Here is a 26918-nt window from a genome sequence, read left to right on the forward strand (position 1 = left end):
TAGGGCTTGAGGGGCACGCCTAAAACAGCGGCGGTCCGGGAAGTCTTCCCGGCCACAGCGGGACTTTTTCCGTATCCGCCCAATGCCCCGGCGCTCCACCCTGTGCAGGCCAAAACCTCCACTGGGAACTGCAACCATGACAATAAGATCGCTACCCGCCCGTTCACCGTTGAGCCTTGCCGTGCAGGCCTTGCTGCTGGTCGGCAGCCTGTCGTTGAGTGCCACCGGCTTTGCCGCCGCCGAGCCTGCCCCTTCTACCCAAAAACCGACGCGCAACGTCACCTGGGAAGACATCGCCAACGACCACCTGACCACCCAGGACGTGCTGCAATACGGCATGGGCACCAACGCCCAGCGCTGGAGCCCGCTGGCGCAGGTCAACGACAAGAACGTGTTCAAGCTCACCCCGGCCTGGTCCTATTCGTTCGGCGATGAGAAGCAGCGCGGCCAGGAGTCCCAGGCCATCGTCAACGACGGCGTGGTCTACGTCACCGGGTCCTATTCCCGCGTATTTGCCCTCGACGCCAAGACTGGCAAGCGCCTGTGGACGTACAACCACCGCCTGCCCGACAACATTCGCCCGTGCTGTGACGTGGTCAACCGCGGTGCGGCGATTTTCGGCGACAAGATCTACTTCGGCACCCTCGACGCGCGCCTGATCGCCCTCGACAAAAACACCGGCAAAGTGGTGTGGAACAAAAAATTCGGCGACCACGCCGCCGGCTACACCATGACCGGCGCCCCGGTGCTGATCAAAGACAAAGTCAGCGGCAAAGTACTGCTGATCCACGGCAGCTCCGGCGATGAATTCGGCGTGGTCGGCCAGCTGTATGCGCGCGACCCGGACACCGGCGAAGAAGTCTGGATGCGCCCGTTCGTGGAGGGCCACATGGGTCGCCTGAACGGCAAGGACAGCACGCCCACCGGCGACGTGAAAGCACCGTCGTGGCCGAACGACCCGACCACCGAAACCGGCAAGGTCGAAGCCTGGAGCCACGGGGGCGGCGCACCTTGGCAGAGCGCGAGTTTCGATGCCGAGACCAATACCATCATCGTCGGCGCCGGCAACCCCGGCCCGTGGAACACCTGGGCGCGGACGGCCAAGGACGGCAACCCCCACGACTTCGACAGCCTCTACACCTCCGGCCAGGTCGGCGTCGACCCCAGCACCGGTGAAGTGAAGTGGTTCTACCAGCACACCCCCAACGACGCGTGGGATTTCTCCGGCAACAACGAGCTGGTGCTGTTCGACTACAAGGGCAAGGACGGCAAAGTGGTCAAGGCCACCGGCCACGCCGACCGCAACGGTTTCTTCTACGTGGTCGATCGCAACAACGGCAAGCTGCAGAACGCCTTCCCGTTCGTGGACAACATCACCTGGGCCAGCCACATCGACCTGAAGACCGGCCGCCCGGTCGAGAACGAAGGCCAGCGCCCGGCCAAGCCATTGCCCGGTGAAACCAAAGGCAAACCGGTGGAAGTCTCGCCGCCGTTCCTGGGGGGCAAGAACTGGAACCCCATGGCCTACAGCCAGGACACCGGGCTGTTCTACATCCCGGGCAACCAGTGGAAAGAGGAATATTGGACCGAAGAGGTCAACTACAAGAAGGGCTCGGCGTACCTGGGCATGGGGTTTCGCATCAAGCGCATGTATGACGACCACGTCGGCACCCTGCGGGCGATGAACCCCACCACCGGCAAGGTGGTGTGGGAGCACAAGGAACACCTGCCATTGTGGGCCGGCGTGCTGGCGACCAAGGGCAACCTGGTGTTCACCGGCACCGGCGACGGTTTCTTCAAGGCCTTCGACGCGAAAACCGGCAAGGAGCTGTGGAAGTTCCAGACCGGCAGCGGCATCGTCTCGCCGCCGATCACCTGGGAGCAGGATGGCGAGCAGTACATCGGCGTGACTGTCGGTTATGGCGGCGCGGTGCCGTTGTGGGGCGGCGACATGGCTGAGCTGACCAAGCCGGTGGCACAGGGTGGGTCGTTCTGGGTGTTCAAGATCCCGAGTTGGGATAACAAGACCGCCCAGAAATAACCCATCAGCCGATGCCGGGCCGCGCTTTTTTGTGGTGAACGGGCTTGCCCCGCTCACCCCACAAGCTCGCTCGCTACAGGATCCCCAGAGGTCTCGTGATGAACTACATACCCTTGTTACTCCTGCTCGCCCTGCCCCTGGCCCACGCCGATGATGGCGACGACGCCCCGCTGATCATCAACGGCTGCACCATCGCCGAACACAGCCAATGCCCCGGCGCCAACCTCCGGGGCGCCAACCTGCGCAATCAGGACTTGCGCAAGATGAACCTGGCCGGCGCCGACCTGCGCGGTGCGGACCTGCGCCACGCCACGCTCGACCTGGCCAACCTGGAAAAAGCCCAACTGCAAGGCGCCAACCTCACCCGCGCCAGCCTGCAACAAAGCAACCTGCGCCTGGCCGACTTTACCGGCGCCACGCTGATGGCGGTGCAAGGCTGGGGCCTGTTCGCCCAGGGCGCGCAATTTGAAAACGCCAACCTCAGCGCGGCCTACCTGCAGTTTGCGCGGCTGTCGGGGGCGAAGATGCACAAGGCCAACCTGCGTGCGGCGGATCTGGAAATGACGTGGTTGAGCAAGGCGGATTTGCAAGGGGCCGACCTGAGTGATGCGAATTTGCAGGAGGCCAAGTTTGGTGAAAGCAACCTGGAAAATGCGACGCTCACCGGCAGTCGCCAGCACTATGCGAACTTTCAGGACGCCAATATGGAAGGCTGCATGGACTGCCCCACCACCTGGGCCCGCTGAAACAACGCCATTCAAATGTGGGAGGGGGCTTGCTCCCGATAGCGGTGGTTCAGTTAAAAACCTGTGTCTGATACACCGCTATCGGGAGCAAGCCCCCTCCCACATTCAGGTCGCGGGGCATCAGTTAGAGACTCGTCGGCCAAGGGAGCAAGCCCCCTCCCAAAGGGGTTCTGCACTGGCCCGCTTATCCAGCCACCCGCACCACCCCCATGTCGATCCCCAAATGCACCAATTCAGCATGGGAACTCACCTGCAACTTGCTCTTGAGCAAAGTCAGGTGGTTGGACACCGTCTTGCTGCTGATATTCAGCCGGTCGGCAATCATCCGGGTAGGCGTGCCCCTGGCCAGCATCAGGAAAATCTCCAACTCGCGCGGGGTCATGCCCTGCAAACGTTGATCGCTGGGGGTGTAGGCCAGTTCGGTGGCCAGGACCTGTTCGATGTAGGCGTGGCCGTCAAGGATGCGCCGCACCGCTTCGATCAACACTTCGGGCGCCGAGCTTTTGGTCAGGTAGCCTGAGGCCCCTGCGTCCAGAGCCTGGCGTACCAGCGGCAATTCGTCGTGCATGCTGAAAAACAGCACGCGCAACTGCGGCAGGCGCTGGCGCAGGCGGCGGGTGGTTTCCAGGCCGCTGATGCCCGGCAGGCCGAAGTCCATGATCACTAGGTGCGGCACCGCTTCCTGCACCCGGCTCAACGCTTCTTCGCCACTGGCGGCCTCGCGTACCTCGACCGCCGGCAGCACGGCGCGCAACAGGCTGGCGTAACCCTGGCGCACCACGGCGTGGTCATCCACCAACAGAATATTCATCCGGCCTCCAATGGCATGTTCAACGCCAGCGCCCAACCGGCGCCGGGGTGGCTGAGGATCTTCAGTTCGCCGCCCAGGCAGCGCGCGCGTTCGGCCATCGAATGCAGGCCCACGCCGGGCCGCTGGGGGGTGTCTGCGCCGCGTCCGTTATCGCGCACCCACAGGCGCAGGCGTGAACCGCGATGCTGCAGGCGCACGCGCACCTGGCTGGCGTCGGCATGCCGCAGGATGTTGGTCAGGGCTTCCTGGAGAAGGCGATACAGGTGGGTCTTGCTGGCGCCGGATAGCGCCGGCAGATCGGCACTGACCTGCAACCGGCACGGGATGCCATGGCTGGCCTGCCACTGCGTCACCAGCATGGCGAACGCCTCAGCCATCGGCAGATGTTGCAGGGCCACCGGGTACAGGTCGTGAACCAGCGCGCGAAAACCTTGCTGCAAATGCTCGCAATGCGCCTCCAGCAACCCCACGGTGCGCGTGAGCATTTGCGGCTGATCGGCCACCAGGCGCAACAGGCACGCCTGGGCGCGGATACCGGCCAGGTATTGGCCAAGGTCGTCGTGCAGGGTCTGGGCCAGGTGGGTGCGTTCCTGCTCCTGCACCGCCAGCAAGGTTTGGGTGAGTTGGGTGTTGTCGGTGCGGGCCTGTTCCAGGGCGTGGGTCATGCGATTGAAGTGCAGCGCCAATTGCCGCGCTTCCGGCGCGCCTTCGCTGCGCAGGCGCACATTGAGCCGGCCGGCACACACCTGTTGCAGGGCGCGCAGCAGCTCATCGAGCACGCCCATGCCACGGCGCACCGCCCAGCGGATGGTCAACAGGCTCAGCGCCAGCGCCAGGGCGCACAGGCCCAACAGTTGTTGCAGGGAGTCCCAGACTTCGTCGATTTCATCCCGTGGGTCTACCGCGATGGACACGCGTCGACCGTCCGGTAAGTCCAGCACTTGGGCCGTGCGCCGTGCCTCGACGAACAACAGGCGCCCGAGCCAGGCATCCAGGCCCTGCGCCGTGGGCGCCTGCGCGGTCTCGCCAGGCTTGAGCCAGTGCACGCGCACATGGCGCAGGCTGGCGGTGAGCCTGGGTTGCAGGCTGGCGGGGTCGCGTTCGGCGGTCTCGCTCAGGTAGTGCACCACCGCTTCGGCCGATTGCAGCTCGCGTTCCACATCCGCCAGGGCCTGGTGCAGCAACAACGCAGTGCAGGCACAGGTGACCAGCACGAAGAAGCCGCACACCCACAGGTTGATCCGCCACAAGGCCGACAAGACGCGCATGCTGGTGTCACTCCTGTGAATAGGCCCGTGGTGCTCCATGCTAAAACCGCGCAGCGCGCGGGGGGCTACTACCTTGGTACTGGCTCGGCGGTACTTTCTGCATATTTGCAGCGACCGTAAGCCTTCCTATGCTGGCGCTACCTGTCATGGAGTGCCTTATGCGCCAGCTCGCCCCTTATGCCGTGGTCTGCCTGATGGCGATCGCCTGGGCCACCACCGGCCAGGCTGCCCAGACGCCGTTGCAGGTGCAGCTCGGCTACCTGGGCTATCGACCTGACCCTGGGCCGCTGCTGTCGAATGTGATTACCGAACCCGCCGATGCCGGGCAACGCGGCGCCGAACTGGCGATCATCGACAGCAACAGCACCGGCGCCTTTCTCAATCAACGCTACAGCCTGGCCAGCGCCACGGTGGACACGGCCGAGGCGCTGCTTGCCGCCGCCAAGGTGCAACATGACCAGGGCCTGCGCCTGTTCGTGGTGAACGCGCCCACCGCCAGCCTGCGTCAACTCAGCGCCGCCCTGCCCGACAGCCTGTTGTTCAACGCCGGCAGCCCCGATGACAGCCTGCGCAGCACCGACTGCCTGGGCAACGTGCTGCATACCCTGCCCAGCCGCGCGATGCTCGCCGACGCGCTGGCGCAGTTTTTGGTGCTGCGCAAATGGCAAAAGGCGCTGCTGATCGTCGGCCCCACCGAAGACGACCAGGCCTACGCCGCCGCCCTGCGCCGCGCCGCCAAGCGTTTTGGCGTGCAACTGGTGGCGGAAAAAGCCTGGCGTTTCGATAACGACCAACGCCGCAGCGCCCAGGCGGACATGCCGCTGTTCACCCAGACCGCCGAATACGAGGTGGTGCTGGTGGCCGATGAGCGCGGCGACTTCGGCGAGTACGTCCCCTATCAAACCTGGTACCCCCGCCCCGTCGCCGGTACGCAGGGCCTCACGCCGACCGGCTGGCACAAAACCGTCGAGACCTACGGCGCGGCCCAATTGCAAAAACGCTTTGAGGCCCTGACCGGGCGCTGGATGAACGACCGCGACTTCGCCGCCTGGATGGCCGTGCGCAGCGTTGCCAGTGCGGTGAGCCGGTTACGCCAGGCCGACCCCATGGCGATCCGCCAACTGGCGATCAGCGAACAGCTGCCGCTGGACGGTTTCAAGGGTCGCAAGCTCAGCTATCGCCCCTGGAACGGCCAGTTGCGCCAGCCGATTCCTATCGTGCAACCGCGCGCCCTGGTGAGCACCTCACCCCAGGACGGCTTCCTGCACCCCACCAATGAAATGGACAGCCTGGGCTATGACAAGCCCGAGGTGACGTGCCGCTATCCCTGATCGCCACCCCACAATAATAAGGAATCCGCCATGCGCCGCACCCTGCTCTCATGCGCCCTGCTGCTTGCCGCCGGGCACGCCGTGGCCAGTACCGCCTGGGTCTCCAATGAAAAAGACAACAGCCTGAGCCTGATCGACCTGCAGACCCTGCAAGTCACCGACACGCTCAAGGTCGGCCAGCGCCCGCGGGGCCTGCTGCTGTCCCATGACAACAAGCTGCTGTACATCTGCGCCAGCGACTCGGACCGTGTGCAGGTGATGGACGTGGCCACGCGCAAGATCATCAAGGAACTGCCCTCCGGCAAAGACCCCGAGCAGTTCGCCCTGCACCCCAATAACCGCTGGTTGTATGTGTCCAACGAAGACGATGCGCTGGTCACGGTGATCGACACCGAGACGTCCAAGGTGCTCGGCCAGATCAACGTCGGCGTCGAGCCCGAGGGCATGGCGGTGAGCCCGGACGGCAAATGGGCGGTGAATACCAGCGAAACCACGAACATGCTGCACTGGATCGACACCAGCACCCAGACCCTGGCCGACAGCACCCTGGTGGATCAGCGCCCACGGTTTGTCGAATTCAACAGCGATGGCTCGCAGCTGTGGGCCTCGGCGGAAATCGGCGGCACCGTGACCATTCTCGACGTGGCCAGCCGCGCGGTTCTCAAGACCCTGACGTTCAAGATCAAGGGCGTCCACCCGGACAAGGTGCAACCGGTGGGCATCAAACTCAGCGCCGACGGCAAATACGGCTTTGTCGCCCTCGGCCCGGCCAACCATGTGGCGGTGATCGACGCCAAGACTTTCGAGATCCTCGACTACCTGCTGGTGGGCCGCCGCGTTTGGCAGATGGCGTTTACCCCGGACCAGAAACAACTGCTGGCCACCAACGGCGTGAGCGGTGATGTGTCGGTGATCGATGTGGACAGCCTCAAGGTGATCAAGTCGGTAAAAGTCGGGCGCTACCCCTGGGGCGTGGTGGTAGCGCCATGAGCGCCCTGGAGGTCAGCGCGCTGAGTTTCGCCTATGGCTCGCGCCAGGCCTTGAACGAGGTGGGTTTCAGCCTCGCAGCCGGGCAATTTGCGGCGTTGCTGGGCCCCAATGGCGCCGGCAAATCGACCTTGATCGCCCTGCTGACCCGGCTGTATGACCTGCAGTCGGGCGACATTCGCGTGAGCGGGCATTCCCTGCGCGAGGCACCGCGCGCCGCCCTCACCCAGTTGGGCGTGGTGTTCCAGCAAAGCACCCTGGACCTGGACTTGAGCGTGGAGCAGAACCTGCGTTACCACGCCGCGCTGCATGGCTTGTCGCGACGCCAGGCCAACACGCGGGTCGAAGCCGAACTGGCGCGCCAGGCCCTCACTGAGCGACGCCGCGAAAAGGTTCGCGAACTCAACGGCGGGCACCGACGCCGTGTGGAAATTGCCCGCGCGTTGCTGCACGCGCCGCGCGTGCTGCTGCTCGACGAAGCCAGCGTCGGCCTCGACCCCGCCAGCCGCCTGGCCCTGAACCGGCACGTGCGCAGCCTGTGCGCCGAACACGGCATCAGCGTGCTGTGGACCACCCACTTGCTGGATGAGGTGCAGGCCAGCGACGCACTGATGGTTCTGCATCAGGGCCGCTTGGTGGCCAGCGGGCAAGTCGATGTGCTCACTCAACAACAGGGCGATGACCTGGGCAGCCTGTTCGCCCGGCTGACGCGCCCCGCCATTGCGGGGGCCACGGCATGAACGCTTATTGGCAGTGCCTGCGCGGCATCGTGCTGCGCGAATGGCTGCGCTTTGTGTTGCAGCGCACGCGGTTTCTCAGCGCGCTGGTGCGCCCGCTGTTGTGGCTGGTGGTGTTTGCCGCCGGGTTCCGCGCGGCCCTGGGCATCTCGGTGATCGAGCCCTACGACACCTACATCCCCTATGAGGTCTACATCATCCCCGGCCTGGCCTGCATGATCCTGCTGTTCAACGGCATGCAGGGCTCGCTGTCGATGGTCTACGACCGCGAGATGGGCAGCATGCGCGTGCTGTTGACCAGCCCGCTGCCGCGCACGTTTTTGCTGTGCAGCAAACTATTGGCCACTGCGTTGATCTCGCTGTTGCAGGTGTATGCGTTCCTCGCCATTGCCTGGGTTTACGGCGTGCGCCCGCCGGCCATGGGGCTGTTGATCGCCCTGCCCGCGTTGCTGCTGGTGGCGTTGATGCTCAGCGCCCTGGGCTTGTTGCTGTCGAATGCGATTCGCCAATTGGAGAACTTTGCCGGCGTGATGAACTTCGTGATCTTCCCGCTGTTTTTCCTGTCGTCGGCGCTGTACCCGCTGTGGAAGATGCGCGACTCCAGCGAAGGGTTGTACTGGTTGTGCGCGATCAACCCGTTTACCCACGCCGTGGAACTGGTGCGCTTTGCCCTGTATGAGCGCTTCGCCGGGCTGGCGATGGCGGTGTGCGTGGGGCTGACAGCGTTGTTCGCATTGTTGGCGGTGCTGACCTTCAACCCCCAGCACGCGGCACTGCGCAAAAAAGGCTGAGGGCGGCAAAACTACTACTTTAGTACTGGTTTTGCTGTCTATCGTCGCATTCCCAAGGCAGCGCGACTCACGTGTAATGGCGACATAACGATAAGGATTGACCCGCCATGCTGCCTGCCCGACTGCCTCTGTTGGCGTTACTGTGCCTGCTCTGTGTCAACGCCCAGGCCGACTCCCCGCTGTTTTCCGCCGACGGCTATCGCATCAGCCTGTACCGCAGCCCCACGCCCGATCAACTGCCGGGGGCGGCCGTTGTCGACACCCCGGCCCTGCAAACCCTGCTCGAGCAAACGCCGGCGCCGGTGCTGATTGACGTGTATCGCCGCCCATGGCTGCAAGGTCGCTTCATCGAAGACCAGCCCCACGCCAACCTGCCCGGCAGCCACTGGCTGGCCAACACCGGCGACGGCGACCTCACGCCCGAGTGGCAGGGATACTTCGTGCGCCACCTGTATAAGTTCACCGACGGCGACCTCGCACGCCCGCTGGTGTTCTATTGCCGCGCCGATTGCTGGCTGAGTTGGAACGCGGTAAAACGTGCCGCCAACCTGGGCTATACCTCTGTGTATTGGTATCGCGACGGGTTGGATGCCTGGGAAGCGGCACAACTGCCAGTGACGGCTGCGACACCCGAACCCTTTCAATAAAAAACCACAACAAGAAGGTGAACGGCCATGTACAAGATCTTGATTGCCGACGATCACCCGCTGTTTCGCGAGGCGATCCACAACGTCATCAGCGACGGCTTCCCCGGCAGCGAGGTGATGGAAACCGCCGACCTGGACAGCGCGCTTGCCCTGACCCAGGAACACGATGACCTCGATTTGATCCTGCTGGACCTGAACATGCCCGGCATGCACGGCCTCAACGGTTTGATCAACCTGCGCAACGAGGCACCGACCATCCCGGTGGTGATCGTCTCGGCCGAGCAGGACAAGCAGATCGTGCTGCAAGCCATCACCTATGGCGCGGTGGGCTTTATCACCAAGTCCTCGCCCCGCCTGCAAATGACCGAGGCGATCCAGCAGATTCTCAACGGCAATGTGTACTTGCCGCCCGACATCATCCGCACCCAGAAAACCGGCACCCACAGGCGCCTCAACGAAAACCCGGGCTTCGCCCCCGAGCTATTGCAGGCCCTCACGCGCAAGCAGTTGCTGGTGCTCGAACGCATGACCAAGGGCGAGTCGAACAAACAGATCGCGTACACCCTGGAAATTGCCGAAACCACGGTAAAGGCCCATGTATCGGCGATCTTGCGCAAGCTGAATGTGCATAACCGCGTGCAGGCGATATTGAGTGCCGGAGATATCGATTTCGGCTCCTACCTGCGCCGCTGAGCCCACAGCAACCACACAGCCCCCTCCCACACTGGTTTTGTGTTTGTCAGGGACGGCCGAGCAGGTGGCTCATGGCGGTTTTGAGCTTCATCGGCCGCACCGGCTTGTGCATCAAGGTGTGCCCCAACTCGCGGATCTGCTGTTTGAGCTCGTTGCTGTAGTTGGCGGTGATCATCATCGCCGGGATCGCGCTGGCGCGCCGGGCGTTGATGCGGGCCACGGCGTCGACGCCGTTCTGGTCGTCATCGAGGTGGTAATCGGCAATCAGCAAATCCGCCTCGGCATGGTAGTTGTCCACCTGTCGCGCCAGGTCTTCTTCGGATAACGCCGTCACGACCTGGCAGCCCCAACCTTCGAGCAAGGTGCGCATGCCTGCGCAGATCGCCGCGTCGTTATCCAGCACCCACACCCGGGCGCCCTGCAAGCGCTCCAGCAACGCCTCGCTCATGCACGGCAGGGGCAATGACTTGGGCGCGGTGGCGCTCAACGGCACCTCCACTGCAAACATCGAGCCCTTGCCCGGCCAGGATTTGACTGTGATGCGGTGCCCCAGAATGCCGGCAATTTTTTCCACAATCGCCAGCCCCAGGCCCAAGCCGCGATCCTGGTCCGGGCGCTGCACATCGCCGCGCTTGAACTCCTGGAAAATCTCCTCCAGCCGCTCCTCGGCAATGCCCATGCCGCTGTCCCACACCTGGATCGACAAGCGCTGATGCTGGCGCCGACACCCCAGCACAATGCGCCCTTGATAGGTGTAGCGAATCGCGTTGCTCAGCAGGTTGCGCAGGATCCGCGCCAATAGCTGGATGTCGCTGCGCACCAGCGCGGAACAGCCGATGAAGTGCAGCTCCAGCCCTTCGCTGCGGGCCAATTCGGTGTACTCGACGGCCAGGTTATCGAGCAATTCGCTCAAGGCGAACGGCGCGATATCGGCCTTGATCACCCCGGCGTCCAGCTTGGAAATATCCACCAGGGTGCCCAGCAGGTTTTCCACGTCTTCCAGGGAATTGCTCACGTTGCGCACCAGTTTTTCACTCGGGCGCTCCAACAAGGCGCTGGTGAACAGCCGTGCGGCGTTGAGCGGTTGCAGCAGGTCGTGGCTGACGGCCGCGAGGAACTTGGTTTTTGACAGGTTGGCCTGTTCAGCCTCCAGCTTGGCCTCGCGCAGGCGGCTTTCCATGCGCCGGCGCTCGTCGATTTCCTTGAGCAATTGGTCATTGAGCGCCGTGAGTTCCGAGGTGCGCTGGGCGACGCGCTGTTCCAGGTGCTGATAGGCCTGATGCAGCGCTTCAGCGGTGCGGCGGCGTTCGGTGATGTCGCGGATCAACACAAAGATCCCCACCACTTCGCCACTGGCCAGCATGTTCGGCACGTAGGAGCGCAGCATGTAGCGTTCCTGGTTATTGATATTGGTCTCGGCGAATTCGAAGGTCACGCTCTCCCCGGCCAGGGCGCGGGCGACGTAGGCGTCCAGGCGCTGGCAGTGCTGTTCGCTGTGCACTTCGCGCAGGCTCTGGCCGAGCATCATGCCGCGCGGCCAGCAGTACCATTCTTCGTAGACTTTATTGGTGAACTCATAGACCAGGTCGGCATTCAGGTAGCCGATCAGCGCCGGTACGTTATCGGTGATCAGGCGAATCCAGCGCTCGCTTTCCTGGGCTTTCTGCGCCGCCACTTGTTCGCCGCGCAGGGTTTCGGCGCGCAGCCGGGCGTTGATCAGCAGGTGGTTGCTGGCCTTGAGTTCGGCCATCGCCTGGTTCAGCGCATCGGTACGTTCGCGCACTTGCTCGGCCAGCACCACCGAATGCTGGAAGGTGGTGTACGGGTTATTGCCCTGGCTCATGCCGGACTCGATGCGTTCGATCAGCGCGGCGTTGATCCGGGCCAGCTTGTGGTTGTCCTGTTGCAGCTGGGCAACCTGGGCGAGCAGTTCAGCGCCGGCCTCTGGCAATGGCGACCCCGGTGAAGGTCTGGTTGATATGCATGCCATTGAACTGTTCTCCGTAGGTGTTGAAGCCCATCACCCGTTTGGCTTGCAGGAAACTGCCGATCTGTTCCAGGTTGCCGGCGTCTTCCAATTCCAGGCGGCGCAGGAAGCAGTCGCAGCCGATGGTCAGCAAGAGTTCGCCGAGGCGCGACTGCAGGCCGTCGAACAGGCTGTCCAGGTTGGGCAGGATCGGGCCGGGCTTCATCACGGTCAGCACGATGCCGTTTTCCACGGCGCAGTAGAAACTCAAGCTGAGGTCTTCATGCACCTGTTGGATGGCGCGCACGTAGTACTGGTCATGGATGCGCACCGCCAGCGGGTGAGCGGCAAAGACCCGATGGTCGAGGTCGGCCACCGCCACGCCGATATGCCGCGCGTATTCTTCGGCGGCGGGTTCGGCGTTGAGCTCGTAGACCCGGCGCGAGGGGCTGTCGGCACCGGTCACCACCAGTTTTTCGGCACGCGGCAGGATGTGGTGGGTGGTGAACACTTCGAAATCCAGCCAGGTATTGACCAGCACCACCACCGCCGCGCCGCTGTGAAAGGCGCCGTTGAAGTAGACGTGGGTGTGGGTGAGGAAGTTGTCGTCGCCGGCCGAGCCGCCAAAGTGCGGGATATCGCCAAGGGCGGCGCTGAGGGCGGCGAGCACCATCTCTTCGCGGCTGGACAGGCCATCGAGCAGGGTCAGGGCAAACGTGTTGCCTTTGATGGGGGCCAGGGTATTGCTGCGGCAGCCGCCGACCAGCCGTTCGACCATGTGCTGGGCGTCGATCAGGCTGAAGTGTTCCACCTGGTCGATCAACTCGGTGGCGATGGAGAAATGCGCGTGGTTGAAGCCCACCGCCGTGACGCAATTGCGCCCGTAGCCCTGGGGCGTGATCTCGCCGGCGCTGGTGCAACCCACCACGCGCACATTGCCGAAACACTGTTGCAAGGCCTGGCCCAACGCCTGCAAATCGTAGGAAGCCGAACAGAAAAACAGCACAAACCCCAGGTAGGGGTGCAGCAGTTGGCGGGCCAACTCCTCAGCCGCCTGCCCCGCGTCGGTGGCCTGGGACATGGCGCTGACTACGCCTTCACTGTTATGCATCGTTGGTTCCCCCTCTGAGGCATGAGTGTACAAAGGGCTGGGGGGCGGGACCTATGCTACTTGTGTACTGGGTAGGGGGATGCGATGGGATGACTCTCTCAAGACTGATGGAGATCAAAATGTGGGAGGGGCAAGTCGAATCGTCGCACCGCCCCTCCCACAGTTAACCGCATTACCAAGTCAAGACAGCACCAACGGCGAAGGTATCGGTGTCTTCATTCTGGGCGCTGGTGTCATGCCCCTTGATCTGGAACTGGTTGTACTCGGCCACCAGCTTCAGGTTGTCGTTCACGTCATGAAACAGCGCAACCCCGCGCGTCTCATAATCCGCGCCACTGCCCACCACGCCGTTGCCGTCATCCTTTGTTTTACCGTAGGACAGCGCCAGGCGGTTCTTGCCCAGTTTGTACGAGCCCTGCACCAGGTAGCCGTTGCTGTCCACATTACGCAGGGTGGCTTCCCCGGCATTGTTGGTGAAGAACGGGTTGATGCCCTTGGCCTGGAAGCCGGAACCGGTCAGCGACAAGCCGCCCATTTTGGCTTGCACGCCATAACCCAGGCCCTTGGAGGTGACCGAGGCCACGGAGGAGTCGGTGTTATCGGAGGTCTGGTAGCTGCCGTTGAGCCAACTGTAGATCTTCGCCCCGCCCAGGTCGAACTGGTAGGTGACCTCGCTTTCGGTGCGCGGGTTCTCCTGGTAGGCCTTGCCCACGGCGCTGCTGTCGTTGGTGTCGACCGGGTCCATGATGCCGACGGCCACGCGCAGGCCGTCCATCACCGGAGTGCGATAGGTGATCTGCGAGGTGGGGAACGGGTACGGGTAACCGCTGCCGATATTGCCGAACGACACTCCGCCGCCGTCCACCAGGCCGAGGCTGTCGCTGACCTGGCCGTAACCGGCGAGCAGTTCATCGAGCAGGATGTTGGAGCGGGCGAACAGGCCGAAGTCCTTGCCGATCAGCACTTCGCCCCACTCGGGGTTGGCCACGGTGCCGTAGAACTGGCGCACGTCGATGGCGGTGTCGGTGCCGTTGGTTTCGCTGTCGTTGATGGTGACCCAGAACGAGGCGCGGGCGCCGAGCTTGAGGTCGTCGACCTGCTTGCTCATGTTGAAGCCCAGGTAGTTGGGCAGAAAGCCCATCTTCACGCGGGATTGACGGCGGTCGTACTGGTCGCCGGCGCGGTCCACATCGCTGTTGACGTAGAAAGCGTTGATGTAGCCGTCGGTGGAAAAGGTGGTTTCGTCCTTGTCGTACAGCATGATTTCGGCGCCAGCCCACGGGCTGAGGCTCAGGCCGACGATAAACGCAGGTAACAGACGCAGGGGGACATTTTTATTGTTATGCATAACGCGCTCCGCAACGGGGACTTGATGTCGGAGGCGATTATCGAAAGGCGCCAGGCCACGGACTACGCTGCCTTGGCCGTGGTTTGAAGGTGCTTTGGGCGGGCAGCGGGTGCCCGGCAATTCTGGCGTAAGACGGGCCCGCTCGCAGGCCCGGCACTTAATGCGTAAGACCGGCCTTGGCCAACATGCCCACGGCAACCAGTACACAGAGGCCGGCAAACCCCACCTGCAAGGCACGCGCGGGGATCACCGAACACAGGCGTCGGCCGACCAGCATGCCGACGATGCTGGCGCCGATGAACATCCACCCGACCGGTTCGATGCGCACGCCGGCATGCAACGCCCCCGCCACGCCGATCAGCGAAATCAGGCTGATGACCATCAGCGACGTGGCAACGATGCCGCGCATCTGTACATCGGTGAGCTGCTTGAACGCTGGCACGATCAGAAAACCGCCGCCCACGCCAAGCAAACCGGACACCGCGCCGGTCACGGCGCCGAGCGCAGCCAGGGTGGCGCTGCATTTGGCGGTCCAGGCCAGGCGCCCGGTCTGCTGGTTGAGCATGCAGTTCTTCTGGCCCCAGGACGCGGCGCCATGGTCGCTCGGCCCGGCGTCGACTTTTTCCCGCTGCAACATGCGCCAGGCCACCAGCACCATCAGCGCACTGAACAGGCCCATCAGCAACGGCTCCGGCAGTTGATGGGCGACAAACACTCCCAACGGCGAAAACAGTGCGCCGAGCAAGGCGATCAGCAGCGCGGCGCGGTAACGCACCAGGCCGTGGCGCAAGCCATCAATCGCACCGACGGCCGCCGCCGCGCCCACCGCCAGCAACGACACCGGCGCGGCCTGGGTCATGCTCAAGCCCAGGCCCAGCACCAACGCCGGCACGCCGAGGATGCCGCCACCCGCGCCGGTAAGGCCCATGACCAGGCCCATCAACAACCCCAACACACTGGCCAGCAGCATTCAGTCCACCTTGCTCAAGCGGGTCAGCCACTCGCGCCCCTTGAGCATGCCGTTCCAGTAGAACCACGGCAGCAGCGTGGCCTTGAGGAACCACATCGAACGCCGCGCCTTGGTAGCGTCGAGGGGGAACGTCGGCAGCAGTTTGCCGCCGTAGCCGAACTCGGCCAGTACCACCTTGCCCTTCTCTACCGTCAGCGGGCAGGAACCGTAGCCGTCGTACTTGAGCGGCAGCGGCGCCTGCTTGCGCAGGGCCAGCAGGTTTTCGGCAACCACTACGATCTGTTTGCGCACGGCGGCGGCGGTCTTGGCATTGGTGGTGCCGCACACATCGCCCAGGCCGAAAATGTGCGGGTAGCGCAGGTGTTGCAAGCTGTGGGGGTTCACTTCGCACCAGCCGGCAGCATCGGCCAGTGGGCTGTGGCGGATAAAGTCCGGGGAGACCTGCGGGGGAACAACGTGCAACAGGTCGAAGGATTTTTCCTCGACGGTGACATTGCCCTCGGCGTCCTTCACTTCAAACCAGGCCTTGCGTGCCGGGCCGTCGACCTTTACCAGGTTGGCATTGAAGGCCAGGCGCGCGTTGTATTTTGCTACGTAGTTCATCAGCGGCGGCACAAAGGTCGCCACGCCGAACAACGCCGCGCCAGCCAGGTTGAATTCCACGTCGATGTGCTTGAGGTTGCCCTGCTTGAGCCAATGGTCGCAAGACAGGTACATGGCCTTTTGCGGCGCACCGGCGCATTTGATCGGCATCGCCGGCTGGGTAAAGATCGCCTTGCCGCCCTTGAGCTGCCGCACCAATTGCCAGGTGTAGGCCGCGTGTTCGTAGCGGTAGTTGGAGGTGACGCCGTGCTGGCCCAGGGTGTTTTCCAGGCCTTCGATTTTTTCCCAGGCCAGGCGCAGGCCGGGGCAGACGATCAGGTTGTTCCAGGTGACGCGCTGGCCGCTGTCGAGTACCAGGGTGTGTTCGTCCGGCAGCAGCTCAGTGACGGCCGCCTGCACCCAGGTGACACCGTTGGGCAGCACGTCCGCCAGAGGGCGACGGGTCTTTTTAATGTCGTAGGCGCCACCGCCGACCAGGGTCCAGGCCGGTTGGTAACAGTGGTGATCGCTGGGTTCGACAAGGGTGATATTCAGGTGCGGGTCGCGCTTGAGCAGGCTGGCCAGCAGGCCGATGCCTGCCGAACCGCCGCCGATGACGACGATATCGCCACTGATGGTTGGGCCCCAGTGTTGGTCGGTCATGGTCTATTGCCTTTTATCGTCAATGCACACAAGGGTCGCTGCCGTATGGCGTCACGCCCAACTTTTTATCACCGCGCCGCAGTACAGGCCGGACAGGGTCTTCATCACTTGAATCACTTCGTGGCTGGCCAACCCGTAGAAGATGTATTTGCCTTCCCGACGGGTGGCGACCAACCCTTCATCACGCAAGATGCCCAACTGCTGTGACAGCGTGGGCTGGCGCACGCCGGTCATGGTTTCCAACTCACCGACGTTGCGCTCGCCCTGGGTGAGTTGGCACAGGATCAACAAGCGATCCTCATTGGCCAGGGCCTTGAGCAAGGCACAGGCCTTGGACGCCGATGCGCGCAACTGGGCAACTTCGCCTTCACTCAGAGTAGATTCCATTTGCCTCGGGTCCTTTGCGTCACTTAAGCTCGAAACATTATGTGTAAATGTAAAGTGATTGTAATCACTTTTTTCAGCAGCAGGGGTAGCCGTCATGTCAGCGTTGATTCATTCCTTTTTGGACGAGGCGTCGTCGACCTATACCTACGTCGTCTATGCAGCGGACGGCGGCCCCTGCGCCATTGTCGACTCGGTGCTCAACTACGACCCGGCATCCGGGCGCACCGACACGCGCCAGGCCGACAAGGTCATCGCCTTTGTCCGCGAGCACGGTTTGCAGGTGCAGTGGCTGCTGGAGACCCACGCCCATGCTGACCATCTGTCGGCCGCGCCGTATCTGCGCCGCACGCTGGGCGGCAAGATCGCCATTGGCCAGTGCATCAGCCAGGTACAGGACGTGTTCAAGCACCTGTTCAACCTGGAGCCTGAATTTCGCGCCGATGGCTCGCAGTTCGATCATTTGTTCGCGCCGGATGAAATCTTTCATATCGGCGCGATAAAAGCCCAGGCGCTGCATGTACCGGGGCATACCCCGGCAGACATGGCCTACCTGATCGACGACCGCTTGATCCTGGTGGGTGACACGCTGTTCATGCCCGACGTGGGCACCGCCCGCTGCGACTTCCCCGGCGGCGATGCGCGGCAGTTGTATGCGTCGATGCGCAGGTTGCTGGCCTTCCCACCGCACACCCAACTGTACGTATGCCATGACTACCCGCCTGAAGGTCGCGAAGCCAAATGCCTGACCACCGTGGCCGAGCAGCGCGCGGGGAATATCCATGTGCATGACGGCGTGGATGAGGCGGCGTTCGTGGCGATGCGCACCCAGCGCGATGCCGGGTTGGGCATGCCGACATTACTGCTGCCGGCGATCCAGGTGAATGTGCGGGCGGGGAATATGCCGCCGGCGGAAGAGAACGGCGTGACCTACCTGAAGATCCCACTCAACCAACTATGAAATGCGATTAAACAATGTGGGGGGACCCCCTCCCACATTCTGTCTTGTGTTAATTCAAGAACCGAGGCTGATGCCATTCGCCGGCAGCGGCAACGCGGTTTTGTAGCGTACTTGCTTGAGTGCAAAGCTCGAGCGGATGTTGGCGACACCCGGCACCTTGGTCAAAAAATCCATCATGAAGCGCTCCAGCGACTGGATCGTCGGCACCAGCACCCGGATCAGGTAATCCGGGTCGCCGGCCATCAGGTAGCACTCCATCACCTCGGGTCGGTTCGAGATCGCCCCTTCGAACTGCTGCAGTGCCAGCTCGTTCTGCTTTTCCAGGCTCACGTGGATAAACACGTTGACGTGCAGCCCCAGCAGGTCGGCGTCGAGCAAGGTTACCTGCTCGCGAATCAAGCCGAGTTCTTCCATTGCCTTCACCCGGTTAAAGCACGGCGTGGGCGACAGGTTGACCGAGCGGGCCAGGTCGGCGTTGGTGATCCGTGCATTCTCCTGCAGGGCGTTGAGAATGCCGATATCGGTACGGTCCAGTTTGCGCATGAGACAAAATCACCTGTTTATTATGTTTATGCAGTTTTTTTATCCGCAAATGAGCCCCAGCGCAACGAAACACAGATAAATATTCTTCTGCGCCCCGCCTATGATTGTTGTAGGACAAGATTTCTTCTACCCGAAGACTGACTGTCAGCTAGCGCGCCCACTACAAGAAATTCACAAGATCGAGCGTAGAAGCCATGAACCAGCCGTATGCACCATTGCGCCTGCACGTTCCCGAACCCTCGGGCCGACCAGGCTGCAAGACCGACTTTACCTACCTGCGCCTGACCGACGCGGGCCTGGTGCGCAAACCCGCCATCGACGTAGAACCCGCCGACACCGCCGACCTGGCCAAGGGCCTGATCCGTGTACTCGACGACCAGGGCCAGGCCCTGGGCCCGTGGGCCGAAGGCGTTCCCGCCGACATCCTGCGCAAGGGCATGCGCGCCATGCTCAAGACGCGCATCTTCGACAACCGCATGGTGGTCGCCCAGCGTCAGAAAAAAATGTCGTTCTACATGCAAAGCCTTGGCGAAGAAGCCATCGGCAGCGCCCAGGCCCTGGCCTTGAACATCGACGACATGTGCTTCCCCACCTACCGCCAGCAAAGCATCCTGATGGCCCGAGAAGTGCCGCTGGTGGACCTGATCTGCCAGTTGCTGTCCAACGAGCGCGACCCGCTCAAGGGCCGCCAGTTGCCGATCATGTATTCGGTGAAGGACGCGGGGTTTTTCACCATTTCCGGCAACCTCGCCACTCAATTCGTACAGGGCGTGGGCTGGGGCATGGCCTCGGCGATCAAGGGCGACACCAAGATCGCCTCGGCCTGGATCGGCGACGGCGCCACCGCCGAATCCGACTTCCACACCGCCCTCACCTTTGCCCACGTGTACCGGGCGCCGGTGATTCTCAACGTGGTCAACAACCAATGGGCGATCTCCACCTTCCAGGCCATCGCCGGCGGTGAAGCCACCACCTTCGCCGGACGCGGCGTCGGTTGCGGCATCGCCTCGCTGCGCGTGGACGGCAACGACTTTATCGCCGTATACGCCGCCTCCGCCTGGGCCGCCGAACGTGCGCGCCGCAACCTCGGCCCCACCCTGATCGAATGGGTCACCTACCGCGCCGGCCCGCATTCCACGTCCGATGACCCGTCCAAATATCGCCCCGCCGACGACTGGAGCCACTTCCCGCTGGGCGACCCGATTGCGCGCCTCAAGCAGCACTTGATCAAGATTGGCCAGTGGTCCGAAGAGGAACACGCGGCGGTCAGTGCCGAACTGGAAGCCGAAGTGATCGCCGCGCAAAAACAAGCCGAACAATACGGCACTCTCGCCGGCGGCCAGATTCCAAGCGCCGCGACCATGTTCGAGGACGTTTACAAAGAGATGCCGGAGCACTTGAAGCGCCAGCGTCAAGAGTTGGGGGTCTGACATGAACGATCACAACAACAGCATTGAAGTGGAAACCGCCATGACCACTACCACCATGACCATGATCCAGGCGCTGCGCTCGGCCATGGACGTGATGCTCGAACGCGACGACAACGTGGTGGTGTTCGGCCAGGACGTCGGTTATTTCGGCGGCGTATTCCGCTGCACCGAAGGCTTGCAGACCAAGTACGGCAGCTCGCGGGTATTCGACGCACCGATTTCCGAGAGCGGCATCATCGGCGTGGCCGTGGGCATGGGCGCCTACGGCCTGCGACCGGTCGCGGAAATCCAGTTTGCCGACTACGTCTACCCCGCCACCGACCAGATCATCTCCGAAGCCGCGCGCCTGCGTTATCGCTCGGCCGGCCAGTTCACCGCGCCGCTGACCATGCGCATGCCCTGCGGCGGCGGCATCTATGGCGGGCAGACCCACAGCCAGAGTATCGAAGCGGTGTTTACCCAGGTCTGCGGCCTGCGCACGGTGATGCCGTCCAACCCTTATGACGCCAAGGGTTTGCTGATCGCATCCATCGAAAACGATGACCCGGTGATCTTCCTGGAGCCCAAGCGCCTGTACAACGGCCCGTTCGACGGCCATCACGACCGCCCGGTAACGCCGTGGTCGAAACACCCCCAAGCGCAAGTGCCGGACGGTTACTACACCGTGCCGCTGGACGTGGCCGCCATCGTGCGTCCGGGTTCGGCCGTGACGGTGCTGACCTACGGCACCACGGTGTATGTGTCGCAAGTCGCCGCCGAGGAAACCGGCATCGACGCCGAAGTCATCGACCTGCGCAGCCTGTGGCCGCTGGACCTGGAGACCATCGTCAAGTCAGTCAAAAAGACCGGCCGCTGCGTGGTGGTGCACGAAGCTACCCGCACCTGCGGCTTTGGCGCCGAGCTGGTGTCGCTGGTGCAGGAGCATTGCTTCCACCACCTGGAAGCCCCGATCGAACGCGTCACCGGCTGGGACACGCCCTACCCGCACGCGCAGGAATGGGCGTATTTCCCAGGGCCGTCCCGAGTGGGCGCGGCGTTGAAACGGGTCATGGAGGTCTGAATGGGCACGCACGTTATCAAGATGCCGGACATCGGCGAAGGCATCGCGGAAGTTGAATTGTCGCAGTGGCATGTGAAGGTCGGCGACCTGGTCGTCGAAGACCAGGTGCTGGCGGATGTAATGACCGACAAGGCGATGGTGGACATCCCCTCGCCGGTGCACGGCAAGGTGATTTCCCTCGGCGGCGAGCCGGGCGAGGTCATGGCCGTGGGCAGTATTTTGATCAGCATTGAAGTGGAAGGCGCTGGTAACGCCAAGGACGCGCCGACAGTGGCTGAGCCGCCGAAGGCAGCGCCTGTGCCTGAAGCCAGGCCGGCACCGGTCGAAAGCAAACCAGCGCCGGTCGCGGTGACCGCTCAGGCGCCAGCGGCCCGTGCAGCCGATGAACGTCCGCTGGCCTCTCCGGCGGTGCGCAAACATGCGCTGGACGCGGGCATTCAACTGCGCCTGGTGCAAGGCACCGGCCCGGCGGGCCGGGTTCTGCATGAAGACCTCGAGGCGTACCTGCAACAAGGCTCGTCCAGGCCATCAACAGCGGCCAACCCCTACGCCGAACGCAACGACGAACAACAGATCCCGGTGATCGGCATGCGCCGCAAGATCGCCCAGCGCATGCAGGACGCCACCCGGCGGGCCGCGCATTTCAGCTATGTGGAAGAGATCGACGTCACCGCGCTGGACGAGCTGCGTGTACACCTCAACGAAAAACACGGCACTACGCGCGGCAAGCTGACCCTGCTGCCGTTCATCGTGCGCGCCATGGTCGTGGCGTTGCGCGACTTCCCGCAGATCAACGCGCGTTACGACGACGAAGCCCAGATCATCACCCGCCTCGGCGCGGTGCATGTGGGCGTCGCCACCCAGAGCGATGTGGGCCTGATGGTACCGGTGGTGCGTCACGCCGAGGCGCGCAGCCTGTGGGGCAATGCCGAGGAAATCGCACGCCTGGCCACGGCCGCGCGCAACGGCAAGGCCAGTCGTGACGAGCTGTCGGGTTCGAGCATTACCCTGACGAGCCTCGGCGCCCTGGGCGGTATCGTCAGCACGCCGGTGCTGAACCTGCCGGAAGTGGCGATTGTCGGGGTTAACCGCATCGTTGAGCGGCCCATGGTGATCAAGGGCCAGATCGTGGTGCGCAAGATGATGAACCTCTCCAGCTCGTTCGATCACCGCGTGGTCGACGGCATGGACGCGGCGCAATTCATCCAGGCCATTCGCGGCCTGCTCGAACAACCCGCCAGCCTGTTCCTGGAGTAAGGGCATGACCCAGACATTGCAAACAACGCTGCTGATTATCGGCGGCGGCCCCGGCGGTTATGTGGCGGCGATCCGCGCAGGCCAGCTGGGCATCCCGACCGTTCTGGTGGAAGGCCAGGCGCTGGGCGGCACCTGCCTGAACATCGGCTGCATTCCGTCCAAGGCCTTGATCCACGTGGCCGAGCAGTTCCAGCAGAGCGTGCACCACAGCCAGGGCTCGCCGCTGGGTATCGAAGTGGATGTACCGACCCTGGACATCCGCAAGAGTGTGGAATGGAAGGACGGCATCGTCGACCGCCTGACCACCGGCGTCGCCGCGCTGCTCAAGAAGCACAAAGTGCAGGTGATCCACGGCTGGGCCAAGGTGGTCGACGGCAAGACCGTCGATGTCGGCGACCAGCGTATCCAGTGCGAACACCTGCTGCTGGCCACCGGCTCGACCAGCGTCAACCTGCCGATGCTGCCGATTGGCGGGCCGATCATCTCGTCCACCGAAGCCCTGGCGCCGACTCGCGTGCCCAAGCGCCTGATCGTGGTGGGCGGCGGGTATATCGGCCTGGAGCTGGGGATTGCCTACCGCAAACTCGGCGCCGAGGTCAGTGTGGTCGAGGCGCAGGATCGCATCCTGCCGGCCTACGACGCCGAACTGACGCAGCCGGTCGGCGAATCCCTCAAGCAACTGGGCGTCAAGCTGTACCTCAAGCACAGCGTCATCGGCTTTGCCGACCACTGCCTGCAAGTGCGTGACCCGAATGGCGACACCTTGTCGCTGGAAACGGATCAAGTGCTGGTGGCCGTTGGTCGCAAACCCAACACCCAGGGCTGGAACCTCGAAGCGCTGAACCTGGACATGCACGGCGCGGCGATCAAGATCGACAGCCGTTGCCAGACCAGCATGCGCAATGTGTATGCCATTGGCGACCTGAGCGGCGAGCCGATGCTGGCGCACCGGGCCATGGCCCAGGGTGAAATGGTGGCCGAACTGATCAGCGGTCAACACCGCGAATTCAACCCGGCGGCCATCCCGGCGGTGTGCTTTACCGACCCGGAACTGGTGGTGGTCGGCAAGACCCCGGACGAGGCCAAGGCGGCCGGCCTGGACTGCATCGTGTCGAGCTTTCCGTTCGCCGCCAATGGCCGGGCCATGACCCTGGAGTCGAAAACCGGCTTCGTGCGGGTAGTGGCGCGACGTGACAACCACCTGATCGTCGGCTGGCAAGCGGTGGGCGTGGGCGTGTCGGAACTGTCCACCGCGTTTGGCCTGAGCCTGGAAATGGGTTCGCGCCTGGAAGACGTGGCCGGCACCATCCATGCCCATCCAACCTTGGGTGAGGCGGTACAGGAAGCTGCGCTGCGGGCATTGGGGCACGCGTTGCACCTTTGAAGGGGGTGCTAAGGCACCGGCTAATGCAGTATTGTTGCGCCCATTCAGAAAAAATCCGACTTGACCAGAGATAGAGGGTGTCATGGGTAACGAAAGCATCAATTGGGACAAGCTGGGTTTTGACTACATCAAGACCGACAAGCGGTTTCTCCAGACCTGGAAAAACGGCGAATGGCAAGCTGGCACCCTGACCGACGACAACGTGCTGCACATCAGCGAGGGCTCCACCGCCCTGCACTATGGCCAGCAGTGCTTCGAAGGCCTCAAGGCCTACCGCTGCAAGGACGGCTCGATCAACCTGTTCCGTCCGGACCAGAACGCCGCGCGCATGCAGCGCAGCTGCGCCCGCCTGCTGATGCCGCACGTGCCCACCGAGGACTTCATCGAAGCCTGCAAACAAGTGGTCAAGGCCAACGAGCGATTCATCCCGCCGTACGGCAGCGGCGGCGCGCTGTACCTGCGCCCGTTCGTGATCGGCACCGGTGACAACATTGGCGTGCGTACCGCGCCGGAGTTCATCTTCTCGGTGTTCTGCATCCCGGTTGGCGCCTACTTCAAGGGCGGCCTGGTGCCACACAACTTCCAGATCTCCACGTTCGACCGCGCCGCGCCGCAAGGCACCGGTGCCGCGAAAGTCGGCGGCAACTACGCCGCCAGCCTGATGCCGGGCTCGGAAGCGAAAAAATCCGGGTTCGCCGACGCGATCTACCTGGACCCGATGACCCACTCGAAGATCGAAGAAGTCGGCTCGGCCAACTTCTTCGGGATCACCCACGACAATAAGTTCATCACGCCGAAGTCGCCTTCGGTGCTGCCAGGCATCACCCGCCTGTCGCTGATCGAACTGGCCCAGACCCGCCTGGGCCTGGAAGTGGTCGAGGGCGAAGTGTTCATTGACAAGCTGTCCGACTTCAAAGAAGCGGGCGCCTGCGGCACCGCTGCGGTGATCTCGCCGATCGGCGGCATCCAGTACAACGGCCAGCTGCACGTGTTCCACAGCGAAACCGAAGTGGGCCCGCTCACCCAGAAGCTCTACAAAGAGCTGACCGGCGTGCAGACCGGCGATGTTGAAGCGCCAGCGGGTTGGATCGTAAAAGTCTAATCCAGCCACCCTGCAATACCCTGTGGGAGGGGGCTACACCCCTCCCACATGGGGCCCGCCTTGGGTTCAGGGAATATTCGCCGCAATCTTCTTGCCCATACTGATCCTCGGCTCCACCGCATACCCCAGCGCCTCATAGAACCCTGCCACTGCGTCATTGCCGCCGGTGATCTGCAGGTTGATCTTCATGCAGCCCAGTGCCGCCAACGCCTGTTCCGCATGCCGCACCAACGACGAACCCAGGCCATGGCGCTGATAGTCAGCGTGCACCGCCACCGAATACAGCCAGCCTCGATGGCCGTCATAGCCGGCGAGAATTGTGCCGATCACCGTTTTTTTATCCGTCGCGACGAAGAACAACCCATCATTGACCGCCAGCTTCTTATCGATCGCCAGGCTCGGCAGGTTGTGCGCGGTGTCATAGCCAAATGCTTGCTGCCATAGCGCGACCACCTGTGTGCGGTGTTGACGGTCGCGATACGGCCCGATGGGGTGGCGCGACAGCAGCGTCTTTTCCATCACCAGCGTGCGCTCGTTGCCGTGGTAGACGTCGCGCACGGTGTGAAACCCCAGCTTGGTATAGAACGGCTCGGCGGTCAGCGAGGCCGGCACGCTCAGCACCGTTACCCCGGCTTCACGGGCGCGCACCTCAATCTCGAGCATCAGCAGGCGACCAATGCCCTGCCCTTGCAGCGCCGGGTTGACGAACACCGAGCGCACCACGTTCGCCTCAAGGGCCGCCGTGGCGACAATCAATTGAGCCTGGACCGCCACCAGCACGACGCGGCGCTTGAGTAGTTCCAGCACAGCGTCGGCGGTGAAGTTGCTCGCCACTCGAGCGATCACATCCGCCGGGTAATCCCGCGCATTGCTGCTGTGCAGGGCCGCTAATATGACCTGGCTGATGCCTTCGGCATCGGTGGGCTGAGCGAGACGAACGGCGGTAGACATGATTCCTCCTGCCTGACACGACTATGACAAACACCACAATACCAATGTGGGAGGGAGCAAGCCCCCTCCCACAGTGTGACCCTATTTCAATCCTGCAGCCGATTCGGCTGCCGCACCCACCTTTTCAGCTTTCCCGGCTGAACCGCTGCGTTGTTTCAGCCGGGATTCACCCCGTACAGCGCCCAAAATAGCGGCACAAGATCCCCCATGGACCCGTGCCCCCATGCAAACCACCAACACCGTCCTGATGATTCGCCCGGCGCGCTTTGCCTTCAACCCGGACACCGCGATCAACAACCGTTTCCAGCGCCAGCCCCTGGACCCGCTCAACGCACAGCACAAAGCGCTGGAAGAGTTCGACGGGTATGTCGCGACCCTGCGCCAGCACGGCGTGGAAGTGCTGGTGGTGCAAGACACCCCGGCGCCCCACACGCCCGACTCGATCTTCCCCAACAACTGGTGGAGCAGCCACGCCGACGGCAGCCTGGTGCTGTACCCGATGGAAGGCCAGAACCGACGATTGGAGCGCAACAAAGGTGTGCTGCAAGTGTTGGAGCAACGTTTTACGGTCAAGCACACCATTGACCTCAGCCATCTGGAACAGCAGAACATCTTCCTCGAGGGCACCGGCAGCATGGTGCTCGACCGCCAGCACCGAATCAGCTACGCCTGCCACTCCGGGCGCACTCATCAGGACGCCCTGCGCCAATTCGCCGAACGCCTCGACTACCAACTGTGTGTATTCCACGCGGTCGACCGTCACCGCACGCCGATCTACCACAGCAACGTGATGATGAGCGTGGGCCGCGACCTCTCGGTGGTGTGCCTGCAAGCCCTGCCCGAGGAAGGTGAACGCCAGGCCCTGGAACGCTCCCTGCGCGACACCGGCAAGGACATCGTCGCGCTGGACTTCGACCAGTTGGAAGCCTTCGCCGGCAACATGCTCGAAGTGCATGACCGCGACGGCCAGCCGCTGCTGGTGATGTCCGCGAGTGCCTGGGGCGCGTTGCAACCGGCCCAGCGTCAACACGTGGAACGCCATACGCGACCGGTGGTGGTGAACATCGACAACATCGAACGCATCGGCGGCGGCAGTGCCCGCTGCATGCTGGCGGAAGTCCATCTGCCCGCCCGCGCCTCATTTCAATAAGGAG

General features: G+C 63.2%; 25 protein-coding genes. 15 read left to right on the forward strand and 10 right to left on the reverse strand.

Annotated features, from left to right (window positions below; translation table 11 throughout):
* Window positions 1-136: 136 nt before the first annotated feature.
* Complete coding sequence (gene exaA / locus KSS96_RS18500; RefSeq protein ID WP_083221592.1) at window positions 137-2041, forward strand: quinoprotein ethanol dehydrogenase; 1905 nt, start codon at window positions 137-139, stop codon at window positions 2039-2041.
* A gap of 98 nt (window positions 2042-2139) precedes the next feature.
* Window positions 2140-2787 carry a pentapeptide repeat-containing protein gene (locus KSS96_RS18505; RefSeq protein WP_217855191.1) on the forward strand — a complete coding sequence of 216 codons (648 nt, stop codon included), beginning with the start codon at window positions 2140-2142 and terminating at the stop codon, window positions 2785-2787.
* A gap of 184 nt (window positions 2788-2971) precedes the next feature.
* Here the strand turns inward: KSS96_RS18505 and KSS96_RS18510 are convergent, their stop codons facing one another.
* The gene (locus KSS96_RS18510) at window positions 2972-3598 is read right to left on the reverse strand and encodes a response regulator transcription factor (RefSeq protein WP_217855192.1); all 627 of its coding nucleotides are present in this window, start codon (window positions 3596-3598) and stop codon (window positions 2972-2974) included.
* Complete coding sequence (locus KSS96_RS18515; protein WP_026067211.1) at window positions 3595-4857, reverse strand: sensor histidine kinase; 1263 nt, start codon at window positions 4855-4857, stop codon at window positions 3595-3597. Before KSS96_RS18515 ends, KSS96_RS18510 begins: the two co-directional genes overlap by 4 nt.
* A gap of 167 nt (window positions 4858-5024) precedes the next feature.
* Here KSS96_RS18515 and KSS96_RS18520 point away from each other — a divergent pair, with 167 nt between their 5' ends.
* The 6 genes from KSS96_RS18520 to KSS96_RS18545 all read left to right on the forward strand — a co-directional run bounded on the left by KSS96_RS18520 (window position 5025) and on the right by KSS96_RS18545 (window position 10052).
* Window positions 5025-6197, forward strand: coding sequence for an ABC transporter substrate-binding protein (locus KSS96_RS18520; RefSeq protein WP_017527050.1), 1173 nt, complete (start codon window positions 5025-5027; stop codon window positions 6195-6197).
* Window positions 6198-6227: 30 nt separating this feature from the next.
* Window positions 6228-7187, forward strand: a complete 960-nt coding sequence (locus tag KSS96_RS18525; protein WP_217855193.1) for a YVTN family beta-propeller repeat protein — start codon at window positions 6228-6230, stop codon at window positions 7185-7187.
* Window positions 7184-7924 (forward strand): ABC transporter ATP-binding protein, encoded by a 741-nt coding sequence (locus KSS96_RS18530; protein ID WP_017527048.1) that lies wholly within the window; start codon window positions 7184-7186, stop codon window positions 7922-7924. Before KSS96_RS18525 ends, KSS96_RS18530 begins: the two co-directional genes overlap by 4 nt.
* A complete protein-coding gene (locus KSS96_RS18535; RefSeq protein ID WP_065877546.1) occupies window positions 7921-8712 on the forward strand; it encodes an ABC transporter permease in 792 nt (263 codons plus the stop codon). Before KSS96_RS18530 ends, KSS96_RS18535 begins: the two co-directional genes overlap by 4 nt.
* Window positions 8713-8819: 107 nt before the next feature.
* Entirely contained in the window at window positions 8820-9359 is a 540-nt protein-coding gene (locus tag KSS96_RS18540; RefSeq protein ID WP_068937420.1) for a PQQ-dependent catabolism-associated CXXCW motif protein, read from the forward strand.
* A 27-nt stretch (window positions 9360-9386) separates the two neighbouring features.
* Window positions 9387-10052, forward strand: coding sequence for a response regulator transcription factor (locus tag KSS96_RS18545; RefSeq protein WP_017527045.1), 666 nt, complete (start codon window positions 9387-9389; stop codon window positions 10050-10052).
* Window positions 10053-10098: 46 nt separating this feature from the next.
* On the opposite strand, the gene KSS96_RS18550 is transcribed toward KSS96_RS18545, so the two are convergent.
* The 6 genes from KSS96_RS18550 to KSS96_RS18575 all read right to left on the reverse strand — a co-directional run bounded on the left by KSS96_RS18550 (window position 10099) and on the right by KSS96_RS18575 (window position 17079).
* A complete protein-coding gene (locus KSS96_RS18550; RefSeq protein WP_017527044.1) occupies window positions 10099-12042 on the reverse strand; it encodes a PAS domain-containing hybrid sensor histidine kinase/response regulator in 1944 nt (647 codons plus the stop codon).
* Window positions 11984-13129, reverse strand: coding sequence for a nitric oxide-sensing protein NosP (gene nosP / locus KSS96_RS18555; protein ID WP_065877552.1), 1146 nt, complete (start codon window positions 13127-13129; stop codon window positions 11984-11986). The genes KSS96_RS18550 and nosP overlap by 59 nt, the downstream gene beginning before the upstream one ends.
* A gap of 172 nt (window positions 13130-13301) precedes the next feature.
* The gene (locus KSS96_RS18560) at window positions 13302-14477 is read right to left on the reverse strand and encodes a porin (RefSeq protein WP_065877554.1); all 1176 of its coding nucleotides are present in this window, start codon (window positions 14475-14477) and stop codon (window positions 13302-13304) included.
* 157 nt (window positions 14478-14634) lie between these two features.
* Entirely contained in the window at window positions 14635-15447 is an 813-nt protein-coding gene (locus tag KSS96_RS18565; protein ID WP_017527040.1) for a sulfite exporter TauE/SafE family protein, read from the reverse strand.
* Entirely contained in the window at window positions 15448-16692 is a 1245-nt protein-coding gene (locus KSS96_RS18570; RefSeq protein WP_017527039.1) for an NAD(P)/FAD-dependent oxidoreductase, read from the reverse strand.
* Between the two features lie 51 nt (window positions 16693-16743).
* The gene (locus KSS96_RS18575) at window positions 16744-17079 is read right to left on the reverse strand and encodes an ArsR/SmtB family transcription factor (protein WP_017527038.1); all 336 of its coding nucleotides are present in this window, start codon (window positions 17077-17079) and stop codon (window positions 16744-16746) included.
* 94 nt (window positions 17080-17173) lie between these two features.
* On the opposite strand from KSS96_RS18575, the gene KSS96_RS18580 reads away from it, so the two are divergent.
* Window positions 17174-18037, forward strand: coding sequence for an MBL fold metallo-hydrolase (locus KSS96_RS18580; RefSeq protein ID WP_017527037.1), 864 nt, complete (start codon window positions 17174-17176; stop codon window positions 18035-18037).
* Window positions 18038-18091: 54 nt separating this feature from the next.
* Here the strand turns inward: KSS96_RS18580 and bkdR are convergent, their stop codons facing one another.
* Window positions 18092-18580, reverse strand: a complete 489-nt coding sequence (gene bkdR / locus KSS96_RS18585; RefSeq protein WP_135196106.1) for a Bkd operon transcriptional regulator BkdR — start codon at window positions 18578-18580, stop codon at window positions 18092-18094.
* A 194-nt stretch (window positions 18581-18774) separates the two neighbouring features.
* On the opposite strand from bkdR, the gene KSS96_RS18590 reads away from it, so the two are divergent.
* The 5 genes from KSS96_RS18590 (at window position 18775) to KSS96_RS18610 (ending at window position 24813) form a co-directional block, all read left to right on the forward strand.
* Complete coding sequence (locus KSS96_RS18590; RefSeq protein WP_017527036.1) at window positions 18775-20010, forward strand: 3-methyl-2-oxobutanoate dehydrogenase (2-methylpropanoyl-transferring) subunit alpha; 1236 nt, start codon at window positions 18775-18777, stop codon at window positions 20008-20010.
* A gap of 1 nt (window position 20011) precedes the next feature.
* Window positions 20012-21070 (forward strand): alpha-ketoacid dehydrogenase subunit beta, encoded by a 1059-nt coding sequence (locus tag KSS96_RS18595; protein ID WP_016978112.1) that lies wholly within the window; start codon window positions 20012-20014, stop codon window positions 21068-21070.
* Complete coding sequence (locus KSS96_RS18600; RefSeq protein WP_065877558.1) at window positions 21071-22327, forward strand: dihydrolipoamide acetyltransferase family protein; 1257 nt, start codon at window positions 21071-21073, stop codon at window positions 22325-22327.
* Window positions 22328-22331: 4 nt separating this feature from the next.
* A complete protein-coding gene (gene lpdA / locus KSS96_RS18605; protein WP_068937417.1) occupies window positions 22332-23711 on the forward strand; it encodes a dihydrolipoyl dehydrogenase in 1380 nt (459 codons plus the stop codon).
* An 82-nt stretch (window positions 23712-23793) separates the two neighbouring features.
* Window positions 23794-24813, forward strand: coding sequence for a branched-chain amino acid aminotransferase (locus KSS96_RS18610; RefSeq protein ID WP_017527033.1), 1020 nt, complete (start codon window positions 23794-23796; stop codon window positions 24811-24813).
* Between the two features lie 66 nt (window positions 24814-24879).
* Here the strand turns inward: KSS96_RS18610 and KSS96_RS18615 are convergent, their stop codons facing one another.
* Window positions 24880-25764, reverse strand: coding sequence for a GNAT family acetyltransferase (locus tag KSS96_RS18615; RefSeq protein ID WP_083221593.1), 885 nt, complete (start codon window positions 25762-25764; stop codon window positions 24880-24882).
* Between the two features lie 223 nt (window positions 25765-25987).
* Here KSS96_RS18615 and ctlX point away from each other — a divergent pair, with 223 nt between their 5' ends.
* The gene (gene ctlX / locus KSS96_RS18620) at window positions 25988-26914 is read left to right on the forward strand and encodes a citrulline utilization hydrolase CtlX (RefSeq protein WP_065877562.1); all 927 of its coding nucleotides are present in this window, start codon (window positions 25988-25990) and stop codon (window positions 26912-26914) included.
* Window positions 26915-26918 lie beyond the last annotated feature (4 nt).

It is taken from the genome of Pseudomonas asgharzadehiana (genome assembly GCF_019139815.1).
Lineage (GTDB): Bacteria > Pseudomonadota > Gammaproteobacteria > Pseudomonadales > Pseudomonadaceae > Aquipseudomonas > Aquipseudomonas asgharzadehiana.